The organism is Gardnerella sp. DNF01205, assembly GCF_049244135.1.
Lineage (GTDB): Bacteria > Actinomycetota > Actinomycetes > Actinomycetales > Bifidobacteriaceae > Bifidobacterium > Bifidobacterium leopoldii.
On record NZ_CP058378.1, the window covers coordinates 815,247 to 830,394 of the forward strand.

At 38.5% G+C, this 15,148-nt stretch carries 9 protein-coding genes; 4 read left to right on the forward strand and 5 right to left on the reverse strand.

Annotated features, from left to right (window positions below; all coding sequences use genetic code 11):
- Nucleotides 1–8: 8 nt before the first annotated feature.
- The 3 genes from dprA to HXT47_RS03500 are packed head-to-tail and all read right to left on the reverse strand — an operon-like array spanning nucleotide 9 to nucleotide 3,741.
- On the reverse strand, nucleotides 9–1,553 hold the full coding sequence (dprA, locus tag HXT47_RS03490) for a DNA-processing protein DprA (RefSeq protein WP_421788830.1): 1,545 nt from the start codon (nucleotides 1,551–1,553) through the stop codon (nucleotides 9–11).
- Nucleotides 1,550–3,193, reverse strand: a complete 1,644-nt coding sequence (locus tag HXT47_RS03495) for a YifB family Mg chelatase-like AAA ATPase (protein ID WP_117008853.1) — start codon at nucleotides 3,191–3,193, stop codon at nucleotides 1,550–1,552. The genes dprA and HXT47_RS03495 overlap by 4 nt, the downstream gene beginning before the upstream one ends.
- A complete protein-coding gene (locus tag HXT47_RS03500; protein ID WP_421788832.1) occupies nucleotides 3,193–3,741 on the reverse strand; it encodes a YraN family protein in 549 nt (182 codons plus the stop codon). Before HXT47_RS03500 ends, HXT47_RS03495 begins: the two co-directional genes overlap by 1 nt.
- 320 nt (nucleotides 3,742–4,061) lie before the next feature.
- On the opposite strand from HXT47_RS03500, the gene HXT47_RS03505 reads away from it, so the two are divergent.
- From HXT47_RS03505 to HXT47_RS03520, 4 genes are all read left to right on the forward strand, one after another.
- Nucleotides 4,062–5,384, forward strand: coding sequence for an O-acetylhomoserine aminocarboxypropyltransferase/cysteine synthase family protein (locus HXT47_RS03505; RefSeq protein ID WP_117008851.1), 1,323 nt, complete (start codon nucleotides 4,062–4,064; stop codon nucleotides 5,382–5,384).
- A 270-nt stretch (nucleotides 5,385–5,654) separates the two neighbouring features.
- Nucleotides 5,655–6,494: an ABC transporter ATP-binding protein gene (locus tag HXT47_RS03510; protein ID WP_004106907.1), complete on the forward strand. Its 840-nt coding sequence runs from the start codon at nucleotides 5,655–5,657 to the stop codon at nucleotides 6,492–6,494.
- A 17-nt stretch (nucleotides 6,495–6,511) separates the two neighbouring features.
- Nucleotides 6,512–9,205: an ABC transporter permease gene (locus tag HXT47_RS03515; protein ID WP_064340419.1), complete on the forward strand. Its 2,694-nt coding sequence runs from the start codon at nucleotides 6,512–6,514 to the stop codon at nucleotides 9,203–9,205.
- A 383-nt stretch (nucleotides 9,206–9,588) separates the two neighbouring features.
- Complete coding sequence (locus HXT47_RS03520; RefSeq protein ID WP_004106902.1) at nucleotides 9,589–11,634, forward strand: hypothetical protein; 2,046 nt, start codon at nucleotides 9,589–9,591, stop codon at nucleotides 11,632–11,634.
- A gap of 81 nt (nucleotides 11,635–11,715) precedes the next feature.
- On the opposite strand, the gene HXT47_RS03525 is transcribed toward HXT47_RS03520, so the two are convergent.
- Both HXT47_RS03525 and HXT47_RS03530 read right to left on the reverse strand, forming a co-directional pair.
- On the reverse strand, nucleotides 11,716–12,498 hold the full coding sequence (locus tag HXT47_RS03525) for a response regulator (protein ID WP_004106900.1): 783 nt from the start codon (nucleotides 12,496–12,498) through the stop codon (nucleotides 11,716–11,718).
- 18 nt (nucleotides 12,499–12,516) lie between these two features.
- Nucleotides 12,517–15,045, reverse strand: a complete 2,529-nt coding sequence (locus HXT47_RS03530; protein ID WP_421788835.1) for a sensor histidine kinase — start codon at nucleotides 15,043–15,045, stop codon at nucleotides 12,517–12,519.
- Between the last annotated feature and the right edge of the window lie 103 nt (nucleotides 15,046–15,148).

The window sequence follows — 15,148 nt, forward strand, 5'->3', positions numbered from 1 at the left end:
GCGTTATTTTACGCTACTTTTTGCTGTGATAATGTTAAATTTTCTTTATTTTGTACAATAATTCCTTCCAATTCTAGCAATGCAATTTTCCCAGAAATTTCAGCAATAGATGGTATGTAATCTAATTGTTTTTCTTTGTAAGAAGCTTTTATTATTTCGTATATTCTGTCAACATTTGCAAGTTCACGTTTGCGTTTGCATGTTGTAATTGCGCCGATAATTAGTTTTTGCGTATTGTCATAATTTTTATAGTCTATACTTAATTTTTCTGGTTTAGGTTGAGAATAAGCAAAGTAATGATGAGATTGAGGAAACAGAATATCTATATCTTGAGTTGAACACAATATTATAGCTTGTGAATCGTGTATTAGCTTGTTGCATCCTGCGTTATTAGGCTGATTGATATCTCCTGGTATAGCGTATAGTTCGCGATTTAAATCAGTTGCCCATGTTGCAGTATTTAGCGCTCCGGATTGTAATCTTGCTTGAGCAACTATAATTTTTGATGCTAGAGCTGCAATAATTCTATTTCGTAATAAAAATCTGTGGCCTACAGGTGTTGTATCTGGGCATAGTTCGCTAATACACGCTCCGCCTTTTGCAATAATTTGTTCAAAAAGCTGATAATTGCATCTGGGTCCCATATGATTTAATCCTCCAGCAAATACAGCAATGGTTTTTCCTGTAGGCTTATTTTCATCTACATCTTGTGCATCTAATGCGCCCCAATGTGCTGCTGCATCAATTCCGTACGCTCCACCAGAAATAACAGTATGGCCTTTCGAAGCGCAATCATAAGCAAATTGATATGCAAGTTCTCTTCCGTAGTCTGTGCAAGAGCGTGAGCCAACAATAGCAAGTGGATTATGACATTGTGTTAATGCTTGTGGATTCCCTACACCCCACAAGCATAAAGGTGGTGAGAAATGACTCTGAAAAGCCAAATCTTGTAATTGTTTCGGCCAATATTTGCTGTGTGGTGCAATAATCCATTGCTTTCCGCCAGAAGTGAACCATTGACATAGTGATTCATTATTCCATGTTGGTAAATGCAATAATCGAACGCACCATTTTGAAATAGAATTGTGTAACACTTCTAAAGACTTAGGCGCATTATTGTTGTGATAACCCCACGCTGTTAAGCCCTTCTTGAAATAATTTTCTAAGAGTGTAAGTTCTTTATGGTTTTTTATGAAACTTAACATTGTAGATACTAATTCTTGATTTTTGTTACGTTTTCTTGAACTAAAAGTTTTAGAATTGGCATCGTTTTCTTGATCTGCTACTTCACTAATAATTGGAAGTTGCATTTGTTGAGCTGAGCCTGTTGATTGTTGTTTCGTATAATTTTTCACAATTGTTTTTAATATTGAAACAATTTCTTTAGCGCTTTTAGATCCCAATAGTAGCGTGTACATAATTGCATCCGCTCCTTCAAGGCAGAATGTAAGTATTGCACGAGATATTGTTTCTTCGTCTGGTGAAGAAAAATCGCTAGGTACACTAATGGTTTCTTCAGTGTTATCCGTGTTGTTTATGTTCTTAGTATTCATATTCGTGTCCTTAAACTGATAGCTTGTGCAATGTCTGTCATGTCTGGTGAAGTGTGTCCAGAAAGATCAGCAAGCGTCCACGCGAGTCGCAATGCTCTATCTGCTCCGCGCAAACTCAGTTGATGCTTTTCTAATGCACGGTTGATAAGTCCTACAGCTTGCTGTGAAGTGTATTTTCTAAGCCACGTTCCAGATGCTTGTGCGTTGCAATCCCAACCTTGTTTTATAAAACGGTCTCGAGCAATTTTACGAGCTTCTATTACGTTATCTCGCATTGTTTTGCTATTTAGATACGTGTTTTTAACTGTGTTTTGTACATTGTTTTGATGATGGTTTGAAATAATAATTCGTTCTACCGGAGGCACATCCATTTGAATATCAATACGGTCAAGAATTGGACCTGAAAGGCGTGAAAAATATCGTGCTCTTTCGCGCTCTTTGCAAGTACATCGTTCTCCATTTCCGTATGCGTATCCGCAAGGACAAGGATTTGCAGCAATAACAAGCTGGAATTTAGCTGGATAAAGAGTTGTCCCTTTTGAACGAGAAATAGCAATATGCCCTGATTCCAATGGTTCTCTTAGGGTTTGCAATACTCTAGGAGAAAACTCTGGAGCTTCATCCATAAACAGCACTCCGCAATGTGCTCTAGTAATAATCCCAGGTTTTGCAACTCCTGTTCCTCCTCCGATAAGAGAAGCTGCTGAAGCAGTATGGTGAGGTGCTTCAAATGGTGGAATATTGCTAATTCCGTAATAGGGTAGTGTTCCACAAAGTGAACGAATTGAAGCAACCTCAAGCTGTTCTTGTTCGTTAAGTGGACACATAATGCTTGGTATTCGTGAAGCTAGCATGGTTTTCCCAGATCCTGGAGGCCCAATCATCATTACGTGATGCCCTCCAGCTGCAGCAACTTGTAGAGCCCATTTTGTATGTTCTTGCCCTATTACTTCAGACATATCTCCAATTTCATATTTTGGTTCAATTTGTAGTGGAGAAGTGCTTTCTTCGTGAATTGACGAATTATAATCTTCTTCTCCATTGTTATAATTTCCATTTCGTTCAAGGACTTGCATATGTTTATACGCAGGGTCTTCTTCAATAAGCTTGAGTGATTCTTCGCTCAAACTGCCATGCAATTGCGTCACTAAATCTAAAATATGGTGTATTCCAATAGATTCAATTCCATCTACAAGTTGCGCTTCGGCAAGATTTTCTTGCGGAATAAGCATTCGTTTAAAATGCATCTTTTTTGAGTAAAGTGCAATAGGAAGAATGCCTTGAATAGGTAATACTGTCCCGTCAAGATTTAGTTCTCCTAAAATAACTGTATTTTCTAATTCTGTAAGTGGAATATACTTTTCTGCGCTTAGTATGCTTGCCGCGATAGCTAAATCGTATGATGCTCCGCTTTTTGGCATTGAAGCAGGTGATAAGTTTACTGTTACCCTTCCTTCAGGCCATTTGCAATGCAACGCAAAATGAGCTGATTTAACGCGCTCTCTTGCTTCGCTTAATGAAGTGTCAGGTAAGCCGATAATAGAAAAGTTTGGCATATTTCCAGATATAAAAGCTTGCAGATGAATAGTAAAAGCTTTAAGACCAATAAGTCCTATTGATGTTGCGTTTCCAATATGCATTAGAATGCTCCTTGAACATGCTTGAATTGGATTGATGAATTATCTTCAATTTCTTCCAAAGATTGCAATTCATATGCAGAATCTGGATAAGTGTATTTGTTAATAATAAGAATAGATACAGCGTCAAATCGAATACGGTAATGAGGTATGTCGCTTCCGAATTCTTCCAGCCATTTCATGCCAGTTGTACGTAATTTGCTACGTTTTTCTTGAGTAATTGCTTCAAGTGGAGTGCCACAACGTACGCTTCTTCGAGTTTTTACTTCCACGAATACCAATTTTTGTTCTGGAGTAATCATCACCAAATCTAGCTCTCCATTACGGCAATGCCAGTTTCGGTCAATAACGTGCCACCCTTTTTGTATGAGTCGCAAAGCTGCGTATGTTTCTCCCAGTTTTCCCAACTCTTTACTTTCAAGAGAATCATCTTGAAGCTCGTTGGACACTTGTTCAAGTTTTTCTTGCAAAAATACTTGAGCAGTCTCAGCGTCGTCAATCTCGTCAAGCGAGATAATTTCATCGTCAATAATGTGTTTTTGTGTAATCATGCTGCTATTTTCTGTGCTTATTGAGCAGTAATCCAGATTTTTTAAGCATTGTGGATAAAAGCTGCATACGGCGTGTTGTATTAGAAATTCAGTATATTTTCTGTATTTTTCTAAAACAGATTTCGCTATTTTTTGCAAACTGTTAATTCGTTATAGCTAATTTTGATAACCTCAGGTATGTACGAATGAACCATAGTGGCATATTGTCGTTATCACTTAAATAAATATGTAAACAGAAAACGGAAAAGTAAGCGGATGCGCAAAGTAAGCTGAAGCAAGCTAATCTACTGTTTAAAAAGTCGCAAAACTGGAGGGGTATTATGAGCGATATTGAAGAAACGCAAGGAAAGTATCATTTTGAAACCTTGCAGTTGCATGTTGGTCAAGAGCAGGCGGATCCGGCAACTGATTCTCGTGCAGTTCCTATTTATCAAACGACGAGCTACGTGTTCCACGATTTTGATCATGCCGCTGCTCGTTTTGATTTGCGTGACGCTGGAAATATTTATGGCCGTTTGACGAATTCTACTCAAGATGTTTTTGAGCGTAGAATTGCAGCTCTTGAAGGTGGAACTGCAGCTTTGGCTGTTGCTTCTGGTGCGGCAGCTGTAGACTATGCTATTCGTAACATCACTCAGCAGGGCGATCACATTGTGTCTTCAAAGAATGTGTATGGTGGAACTTATAACCTTCTTCGTCATACTCTTCCTCGAGATGGTGTAACAACTACTTTTGTGGATCCTAAGAATCCTCAGAACTTCGAGGATGCAATTCAGCCGAATACGAAGCTCGTGTACTTTGAAACTTTTGGTAATCCTAATGCTGATTTGCCTGATTTTGAGGCTATTTCCGAGATTGCGCATCGCCACAATCTTCCTGTTTTTGTTGACAACACTTTTGCAACTGCATACTTGTTCCGTCCGCTTGAGCATGGTGCAGATATTGTAGTTGAGTCTGCTACGAAGTTTATTGGCGGCCATGGCACAACTCTTGGTGGCATTATTGTTGAAGGCGGCAATTTTGATTGGGCTAAAGTCCCTGGAAAATTCCCAACTCTTACTGAAGCTGACCCTAGCTATCATGGTTTGAACTTCTATGAAGCTTTAGGTTCTGTGGCTTTTGTGACTCGTATTCGTGCGATTATTTTGCGCGATACTGGCGCTTGCATTAGCCCGTTTGCAGCGTTCTTGCTTTTGCAAGGCACGGAAACTTTGAGTTTGCGTGTTGAGCGTCACGTTGAGAATGCGTTGAAGGTTGTTCAATATTTGCAAACTGTGCCAGAGGTTGAATCTGTAAGTCATCCTTCTATTGAAGGTCGTTCTGATCACGAGCTTTATAAGCGTTACTTCCCGAATGGTGGAGGCTCTATTTTTACGTTTGATATTAAAGGTGGAAGGGATGCAGCTCGCGTATTTATTGACAATTTACAGCTTTTCTCATTGCTTGCAAATGTTGCTGACGTAAAGTCATTGGTTATCCATCCTGCATCTACTACGCACTCTCAGGAAACTTCTGAAGAGTTGGAAGATCAGGGCATTCATGAAGGTACTATTCGTTTGTCTATTGGAACTGAACATATTGACGATATTCTTGCCGATTTGCAGCGCGGATTTGACGCTGTTCGTAAAGCAGGACTTGCTTAAATAGAAAAGAGAAAGCAAAGTAAAAAATTATTAATTAAAAATATTCCTGAAGATCCATTACCATTTTATTCGGAGCGCATTCGTATTTGTATGTGCTCCGATTTTTTATACATTATGTAAATTTACGCATCATACTTTAGGATGAGATGCTAATTTTTTCTCAATAATTTCCGCCTTACGCACGATAGTAACCAGCAGTCTTTTCACGTAAATTTAAGTATTAGCAGTAGATAACTATGCGATTACTACTTTTTAAGAAAAGGAGCAGTTATGAACAGTCCGTACGAAACAAGCTCATACGAGCAAGAAAATGCTTTAGATTTTAGAGCAGATTTTAACCAAAACTTGATTGGTGAGACGGCAGTTGCAGCTTTGCATGTTGTTAAAGATTTTGGCAAGGGTGCAGGCATTGTTCACGCTTTGCGAGACGTTAGTGTTAGCTTTGAGCGCGGCAAGTTCACTGCGATTATGGGCCCGTCTGGCTCTGGAAAGTCAACTTTAATGCATTCTTTGGCTGGTCTTGACAGCGTTAATTCTGGAAAAGTTTTGGTAGATGGCCTAGATATTACAGGAATGAGCGATAAACAGCTTACGCTTATGCGACGCGAAATGGTTGGGTTCATTTTCCAAAGTTTTAATCTTCTTCCAATGTTTAGTGCTGAGCAAAATATTCTTATGCCTCTTACTTTGGCAGGCAAAAAGCCAGATAAGCAATGGTTTAATACTTTGGTTTTAACTCTTGGCTTGCAAGATCGCTTAAAGCATAGGCCTGCTGAGCTTTCTGGCGGTCAGCGACAACGCGTTGCAATTGCTCGAGCTTTAATCTCTAAGCCTTCCGTAGTTTTTGCGGATGAGCCTACCGGTAATCTTGACTCTGCTTCCAGCTCAGAAGTTTTGCATTTTTTGAAGAAGTCTGTAACGGAACTTGGTCAAACTGTGATTATGGTTACTCACGACGCTGTTGCAGCGTCTTATGCGGATCGAGCAATCGTGTTTGCAGATGGTCAAATCGTTGAAGACGTGCAAAATCCTACTGCAGAAGGAATGAGCAAGATGCTTATGGAACGCAGCGAGGCTGGCGTTAATAATCAGCCTGCTCAATTGCAATAAAAGGTGGTGAAGTTAGAATGTGGAAAATCGCACTAAAACTTATGCGTAAAAGCGTGCGCATGCTAATCGCCTCTGGAATTGCAATTCTTATAGGCAGCATGTTTATGAGCGCTACTTTGCTTTTTGCAAACAGCGTTGATGACTTGATGGTTCGTAACGCAACAAATGAATTCGGTAGCGCAAATTATGCAATCTCATTTAAAAATCCTAACAGCTCTCCGAGTAGTGAAATTCATTACAAAGACCTTCATTTAGACAAAATATCGAAGATGCCTGGTATCAACGGTATTCGTAGTGACGATGCGACTGCGCTTGTAAGAGTGGAAAAAGGTGATAAATCAGTTACAAGTATTGCTTGGTCTAGTGGTTTGTATGGAAATCTTCCTGTTTATAAATCAACAGAAGGTAGAGATCCGCAAAAAATAGGCGAAATTACGCTTATTAAAAGTATTGCAAAATCAATACATGCAAACATTGGCGATACTATAACTTTGGTTAAAGTAGATGACACTGGCGGAGATAAAGAAAAATCGTACGATGTTCGTGTGGTTGGTCTTGTAGACGATGGAGAACATTCTCAAATACCAGTTTCAAATCGCGGCACGTATCTTGGTGGAGTAACGAATGATTTTTGTGCAAAACTCAACAATCTTAAGAATTTTGACAATGAAGTTGTGCAAAGCAAAGTGTACATGAGTATTGATGAATCTAAAATAAACGATTTATCTCCTAAGATTAACTCTTTGCTTCCTTCGAGATTCTCTCTTATGTCTAGGCATGAAGTTGGCGTAAGAGCTGTTCGAAATGTGTCTAACGGCACTAATTTTGTAACCATGTTCTTGCTATCTTTTGGTATCCTAGCGTTGCTTATTTCTTCGCTTGTTATAGCAAACACATTTCAAGTTTTGGTTGCTCAACGCAGACGCACTCTTGCACTTTTGCGCGTAATCGGCGCACAATCGCACCAGCTTTATGCAGCAGTTTTGCTTGAAGCCGCAATACTTGGAGTTATTTCTGCGGCTGTTGGCGTGCTTTGCGCAATAGGATTTATGGGCGCAATTAGTAACGTGAATATTAATTCTGGACCGTTATCTAAGATTCCTTTGATTGTTTCACTTCCGGCAATTGTGTGGCCAATAGCAATTGGTACGATTGTAACAGTTCTTGCATCTATGAGTGCTGCTCGATCTGCTACAAAAGTAACGCCTATGGAAGCGCTGCGACCAATGGATTTGATTAAAGATAAGCGTGCAAGCATTATTCGCGCTGTTTTTGGCGTTCTGTTTATTGTTGTAGGTATTTTAGCTACGGCTTTAAGTGCTACTTCTTTGGCAAGCATGATTGCGGGTAAGTCGCCTACTGCTGGTTCTGACTCTTGGATGACTTTGCTTGGAGCAATGTTTGGTTGTGCGCTTGTTTTTATTGGCATTATTATTACAGCAACATTCTGGATGCCGTTTGCTATGAAGGCAACTGGAGCAATTATGGCGCTTTGTGGGCCCGCGTCTAAAGTTGCTAATGCAAACGTGCAAAGAAATCCTAGAAGAGTTGCAGCAACTGGAACAGCTTTGCTTATTGGAGTAACGCTTGTTTCTACAGTAGTAACGGGCGCAATTTGTGGTAAAGCAACTCTTAAAGGTGTTGTTGATGACCATTACAGTGTTGACATTATTATTCAAGGCAAGAATGTTGATGAATCTTTAGCTGCCGACATTTCAAAGATTAGTGGAATAAAGCATACTGAGTTGCTTCCTGCAGTTCCTATGACTTTTAAGAACGCTAAGGGCAAAACTGAGTATGCTATGGCAGCTGGAGTTGATAATGTAAATCAACTTAAAAATGTAATGCACACTGATCTTGATGGCGTTAATATAAACAAAGATTCTGTGCTTTTGCCTAAGTTTAACGAAGAAGGGGGAGAACCCTTTGAACTTAAAAAAGGAAACCTTAATCTACAAGCTTATGTAGAAAAGTACAGTTCTGGTGAAACAGACAGTGATGATATTACGCCATTTACCGGAATGAATACAGACCCGAGTAATAACGATAAGAGCATTACTGTAAAGCAAGTTCAGTTTAAGAAGTATAGGAATGTCAATATATATTCAAGGAATACTGCTTTTGTGAGCAAATCTTACTTCAATAACTACCTTAAGCCTACAACGCATATTCTGCTTATTTCGGTAGACTCTAGCAAAGCTAATCTTGTAGATATTGTTAAGAATATTAGAAATATTACATCTAGCTATGCGGAGGTTATGGCTGGTGGAAGCGTGTTCCAGCGAGCGCAGTGGGAAAGTGCTATCGACGTAATGATGATGTTGCTTGTTGGCTTAATAGCAGTAGCTGTTGTGATTGCTTTAATAGGTGTTGCAAACACATTAAGCTTGTCTGTTATTGAGCGAACCAAAGAATCTGCAACTTTGCGAGCAATCGGCATGACAAGAGGACAGGTTAGAAGATCTCTTGCGTTGGAAGCAACGTTGATTTCCTTAACAAGCACCGTTTCTGGCTTGATTGTTGGAACAGCGTTTGGGTGGATTGGATCCTACATGGTGTTTAGCGCAATTGGCAAAGTTCCGTTTGTAATTGATTGGACTATTTACGCGGTTCTTGCTCTAATCGCTTTGCTTGCAGCGCTTCTTTCCAGCGTTCTTCCAGCTCGTAGAGCAGTAAAGTCTTCGCCAGTAGTTGCGCTCGCGGAGGACTAAATTTCGTAAGAACATATGTGAAAAGATAGTCTGTAGAAGTTAAGTTGCAGAAAAAATAGAGATAATGCCGGTATGTAAATTTTACTTATCGGCATTATCTTTTTCTTAGGCTTTTTCGACACTCTGAAAAAATTTGTAATATTGTTATTATTTTTTAAAAATTATTGTGTATAACTATTCGAATTATATAATATTATGTGCATAATTGGCATTTTTTATTAATGGTCTTCAAAAATAATACGATTATTATTCATTATGACAAGTTTTATCGGAAATATTCCGAATAAATAGCGTTGAAAATGTATTTATTCCTTTGTTATGCTCAAGGATGACTGCTGACATAAGTTAGACATGAAGGCCGCTACGAGCAAGGAGTAACAAATATGGTAACGGTCAAGAAAAAATCTGCCGCAGCAATCGCAGGATTTGTTTTGTTCCTGCAAGGCCCAATGCCAGCATGGGCGCAAGAAGCTGTTGAGGATGTACAAAATACGCAAGCTCAAACAGAGGTGACTGCAAAAGCATCTACTGAAGAAGCAATTGAAAAAGCTGAAGAGCAGGTTCAGCAATTAGAAGCTCAAATTGAAGAGTATAAGAAAAAAGTTGCAGAATTTGACGATCTTTTAAGTAAAATCTCTGAAACTGAAAAAGGATTTGAAAACGTTGAGAAAGATAAGGAAAAGGAACTTTTAGAAGCTGAAAATGCATTGAAAATGGATTCCGAAGCCGCAAAAGTAAAAATTGCAGAATTTGAAAAATCCAAAGAAGAAAAGGATAACGAGCTTATTGGATTAAAAGCCGCATATGAACTTTTAAAAGAGCAATATGATCATGCAAAATTAGCTCTTGATGCTTTGCAAAGTGACGAAGAAGAAAAAAGTCAAACAAAAGAAAGAGCTGCAGCTAATATAAAACAATATGAATCACAGATTTCAGATCTTCACAAAGAAGTAGATAATCTTAATGAATCTATTGCAAGTGATTCTGCTCAAATTAAAGAGTATGATACAAAAATCGGTGAATTGGAATCCGCATTAGAAAAAGTTGATCCAAACGATGGTGATAATATTTATTCTATAGCGGAGCAGTTTAGAAAAGTCTCTAATGATCAAACTTCACTTAGCAAAAAAGTTGAAGAAAATAAGAAACTTGTTGCTGCTAAAGAAAAAACTGTGAAAGAATTAGAAGTTCTTTTCCAGAATGCAAAGCAAGAATTTGAAAAAGTAAGTGAAGATCTTCAAAAAATTAAAGATCAAATTGATGAGTCTAAAAAAGATGTAGCTAGTAAGCTTGAAGCTTCCAACAGTAAAGATTCTGAAGTAAAGAAAGCAGAGTCTGAAACAAAGCTTCTTAATAATATTATTGAGAACTATAAGTTAGTTGACGACAAAAAGAAACTAGATGAAAAAATTAAGTCATTAAGAAATGGCTTTGAAGGCGCTAAAACATTTAAGAACAATCAGATTCAGGAGAGAACTGCGAAAAGTGATTTAAAGAAGCAAGCTGAGGATTCTTTAAAGGACGCAGAAAAGAATCTTGAGGAAGCTAAAGCTAAAGTTACTATTCTTAAAGCTCAATTGAAGAAGGAAAAAGATCAAAAAGATCAGCAAAGTGGTAACAGTTCTGCTGGTAATAATGAGGCAAAAGAATCAGGAAAACAGACTGGTCCTACTGCTCCAGCACCTTCTGATTCTAAAAAAGATAATGAATCTCAAGAGCATGCTGCTCCAGTCCCTGCACCTCCAGTAGCATCTGCTCCGAAAGTAGCTGCTCCTGCCGAATCCGATACACAATCAAATGCTGCTTCTGAGGTTCCTAAAGCTAAGGTTCCAGTGCCATCTGTTAATTCTCCGGTTGTGCCGCCAGCTTCTGCGGCTCCAACAGTACCAGTTCCTACTGTTCCTACTGTTCCGTCGGCACCTGCTGCTCCTGCAACCCCTGCGGTTCCAGCAGTTCAAGTTGAAAATAATTCAACTCATGTTGTTCCTGCAGCTTCTGCGGTTCCAGCAGTGCCAAGCTCCAAGCCTTCTGATGCAAATACTCAGAAAGTAGTAGTTCCGGTTGTTGAAATAGTTAAAAAGGTTTCTTCTGCAGCCGAATCTCATGCTCCAGCTGCTGCTAATACTTCTTCTTCGCCTGTGACTCCGACAGACAATACTTCAAAAACAAACAAGTCAACCGAATCACAGGTTTCAGAAGAAAACTCTACGAAGCCTGAAAATAACAAGGGTGATGTTGAGGAAGTTGAAGAAAAGACTCCTGTTGAAAGCAATAAGCCACAAGCTCAAGCTAAAGTTGCAGGCGAAAACAAGTCTTCTGGTAATATGCTTAGCACTATAATGCTAGGCGTTTTGGGTGCATTAACTATTTCTGGAGCTGCTGCTGCCGGCGTGACTGTTATGCGTCACCGTCGCCTTCCAAGAGCATAAATTAAAAGGCTACTAGGTACGTTGATAATCTAAATTGCGGCTATTTGTGTCTATGCATAAACAGCCGCAATTTTATATTTTTTACGGCTTAACTAAGCCATTTTCGTAAGCGAAAACTACAGCTTGAACGCGGTCTCTAGCATCGATTTTTCCTAAAATATGCGCAACATGCGTTTTTACTGTGGGCAAGCTAATAAATAGTTTGTCAGCAATTTCCTGATTTGAAAGTCCGTGAGCAATTTCAACAAGAACTTCGCGTTCTCTATCAGTAAGTTCTGGAATAGCAGAATTTTCGTATGTGCAGCTTTGCGTTTCTTGTACATCCGGATTTGTTTGCGCAGTCGAACTTGCCTGTACATCGTAACTTGCTTGTGCGGTATAATTCGCAGCACTGTTTTCTGTAGTATTTGTTGCTACTTTGCTTTGCTGAATCATAGTTTCAATCAAACGCTTCGTAGCAGTCGGAGCAATAATTGCGTTTCCTTGATACACTGTTCGTATTGAATTAAGCAAAGTTTCAGGTTCAGTATCTTTCAAAAGGAACCCGGAAGCGCCAGCATGAATTGCAGCCATAACATATTCGTCTAAATCAAAAGTTGTCAGAATAATAATTTTAGTATTTTCGTTAGTTTTTTGCTGCAGAATCTTGCGAGTTGCTTCCAATCCGTCCATTACAGGCATGCGAACGTCCATAAGAATAATGTCTGGATGATCTCTTTCTGTAATCTCTACTATTTGTTTTCCATTCGCTGCTTGAGCAACAACTTGCATATCTTGCTGCGAGTTAATTACCATAGCAAATCCTGCACGAACAAGCTCCTGATCGTCTGCTATTGTAACGCGAATTACTCCATTGTTTTCCATATTTTCTATAGTATCAACTTATTCTTGCTTATTTAATGCACTGTGTTGAATTTGCTCATCGAGCGAGGGAGCAGGGCGAACTGCAATTTCAGTTACATTCGCACCATTATTTGCTGAATTAACGCTTGATCCTGTTTCTCGCAAAATTCCAAGCAATTTTCGCATATATTTTAGTGCTGAGCGACCTTCATCTCCAATATTTTTGAAAGCTTTACTAATTTCTTCACTTTGTCCCTGTGATTGCTCTGGGTCTGATGACTTTCGATTTTCTGTATTGTTATTTGCTTTTTCGTATTTATTTAGCATATCAATTCCGTTATTTGCGGCATCGATTACTTTATGCAGTGTAACAGCAACTTTTTGCTGAATATTTGAGCTAAGTCGCTGCCTTTCTGCGTTTGCTGCAAGTACTTCTAGCTGTTTTTGTTCTTGCTCGAGTTCTGTTCTGCGTGTTTTTAGAAGCAATAAATTATTGTCATCGTTTCTTCGGTAATAAGCAAACGCAATAACTGTAAAACAAATTAACGCAACTGCGAAACCAAAAACTAATCCTACGGATGCCATTTGCATAATGATATAAAAATTAGTCGTGTCTATATTCGATGTAAAGAATTGTATTGGAGTTGCATTTTTTGGAATATTTCTTGATGCGATGCCAATTTTTAGTGCAAAAATAGCAGATTCTAAAAGTACTATTGCGCTAATCCATTGCCATGCGCGCTTTTTGCCGTATAGAACCGCAGCATAAATAATGCTTGGAATGAATAAGTTAGCAAACAAAATATTAGGTAAGAATATTAGCTGTATTGCAGAAAATATTGCGGCAACAATTGCGCATGTTGTTGGAGATTTTCTACGGAACATAAACGGCACCATGGTTGCAAGAGTAAATACTCTATAAAATATTTCTAACGAAAGTGAGTCGAAATATTGTGAAGACATTCCATCTCCAAGAATAAAATCATAAGTTGGTACAAAAAGCATCAGAACAATCCAAGGCGCTGCATAAATAATGTCTCCAATAAGCCAATGTTGTTCAAACCATTGTGATACTTTCTCAATCTTATTTTTTGAAGCATTTACTTCTGGAAAAACTTTTGATGAGGTTGGAACATTTGCATTTGCCGGTTTTGTTTGCGCTACTGATTGATTATTAATTTTTGCATTCTTATAAGTAACGTTAGGAATACTATTTAATACAGAAGCAGTAGTATTTGACGGGTCTGTGCTGTAAGAATATGGAATAAAAGCAACAATACTAAACGTTCCATCGTTTAGTTTCCCGTAATTAAGCGTTCCGTGAAGATTTTCAATGCGTTCTTTCATGCCAATTAAGCCATAACCGTTTTTATGCTGCGCATTGCTATTTTGCGTTTGGTTAACTTCGATTTTGTGTATTTCATTTGTAATTTTTAGTTTTAAACCTTGGTTGTTCCATTCTTCATGAATGTTTACTTTAACGCATTCGCCTGCATGCTTGCGAATATTAGTAAGTGCTTCTTGAATAATTCTATATGCTACAGTTTGTGCAGCTTTGTTGAGTTTATGAGAAGAATTTATGCCATCAACAGTATGCCAAAAAATATTATTTGGTGAAGCAATTCGCGCTTGCTCAATAAGTGATGGCACGTGATTCAAATTTGTGTCGTTAGAAGGTGCATCAGTTAAAGCTTCTAGCAGCCTACGCATGTCGTGAACGGCGCGCTCAGCTTCATTTTTAATAATATGCATTGTTTTTTTAGCGAGCGAAATATTTTGTGTTGCGGCATAACGGCCGCCATCTGCTTGCACAATAATAATAGAAAGCGTATGAGCAACAATATCGTGCATATCTCTAGCAATTCTTGCTCGCTCTGCAGTAACAGCAATGTGTTGAGCTTTTCGGCGGTACGCGCGAATAGCGTTATTGTGTTCTTGCAAAAGTTGAATAGTATGCACATGAGTGCGCTGCCAGTAGCCAATAATAACCGTAATAGTGGTAATAATAATCGCAAAAATTATGGAAGGAATCGCAAAATTAAGTATATTTGAAACGCAATTTTTTATATTACTGCTATTTATATTTCGTACACTGCAGGTATAACTAGATTTCGAATGATTATTGCCATATATTGGTCCCATTACAACATTCCACGATATTAATGCGCAAGATAATATGGTTGTTATGTAAGCTGTAATAACAAAAACTTTCGTATGCGTTGGGTTTCCGCGCGCAATAGCGTTAACAAGCAGCACGAAACCAAAGAAATCAGCGAAAAGTTGAGCTGGACCAAATATTACTTGCACAATGCAAATAACAATAAAAATAATAGCCGCCTGTTCAGGCCATATCTTTCTTACTGAAAGTAGTAGTGCAACAACGATATTTGTAAGCGCTACTGTAACCAGCGAACCCTGAGTCAGTAAACCGTCAACATAGCTTATACTATATCTATTGTTTGAAAGTATAAAAAGAATAAGTGGAATAATACCCCATAATATGTCGTTTAATGTGAGCTCTTTTCGTAAGGACTGTATAACACTTTGAAACATATTAGGTACTTTCATAATTACTAGGCTAGTGCATAGCACTTTATAGAACAATCGAACTTGAGTATGATTTATATAAGAATGTGTAATTGACATTGCATGTAGCATGCAAGAGTACAGA

What these genes read in the sequence shown, in the direction of transcription:
- HXT47_RS03495 (WP_117008853.1), bottom strand. Translation starts at nt 3,193, where the DNA reads ATGCATATTGGAAACGCAACATCAATAGGACTTATTGGTCTTAAAGCT.
- HXT47_RS03520 (WP_004106902.1), top strand. Translation starts at nt 9,589, where the DNA reads ATGGTAACGGTCAAGAAAAAATCTGCCGCAGCAATCGCAGGATTTGTT.
- dprA (WP_421788830.1), bottom strand. Translation starts at nt 1,553, where the DNA reads ATGAATACTAAGAACATAAACAACACGGATAACACTGAAGAAACCATT.
- HXT47_RS03525 (WP_004106900.1), bottom strand. Translation starts at nt 12,498, where the DNA reads ATGGAAAACAATGGAGTAATTCGCGTTACAATAGCAGACGATCAGGAG.
- HXT47_RS03515 (WP_064340419.1), top strand. Translation starts at nt 6,512, where the DNA reads ATGTGGAAAATCGCACTAAAACTTATGCGTAAAAGCGTGCGCATGCTA.
- HXT47_RS03510 (WP_004106907.1), top strand. Translation starts at nt 5,655, where the DNA reads ATGAACAGTCCGTACGAAACAAGCTCATACGAGCAAGAAAATGCTTTA.
- HXT47_RS03530 (WP_421788835.1), bottom strand. Translation starts at nt 15,045, where the DNA reads ATGAAAGTACCTAATATGTTTCAAAGTGTTATACAGTCCTTACGAAAA.
- HXT47_RS03500 (WP_421788832.1), bottom strand. Translation starts at nt 3,741, where the DNA reads ATGATTACACAAAAACACATTATTGACGATGAAATTATCTCGCTTGAC.
- HXT47_RS03505 (WP_117008851.1), top strand. Translation starts at nt 4,062, where the DNA reads ATGAGCGATATTGAAGAAACGCAAGGAAAGTATCATTTTGAAACCTTG.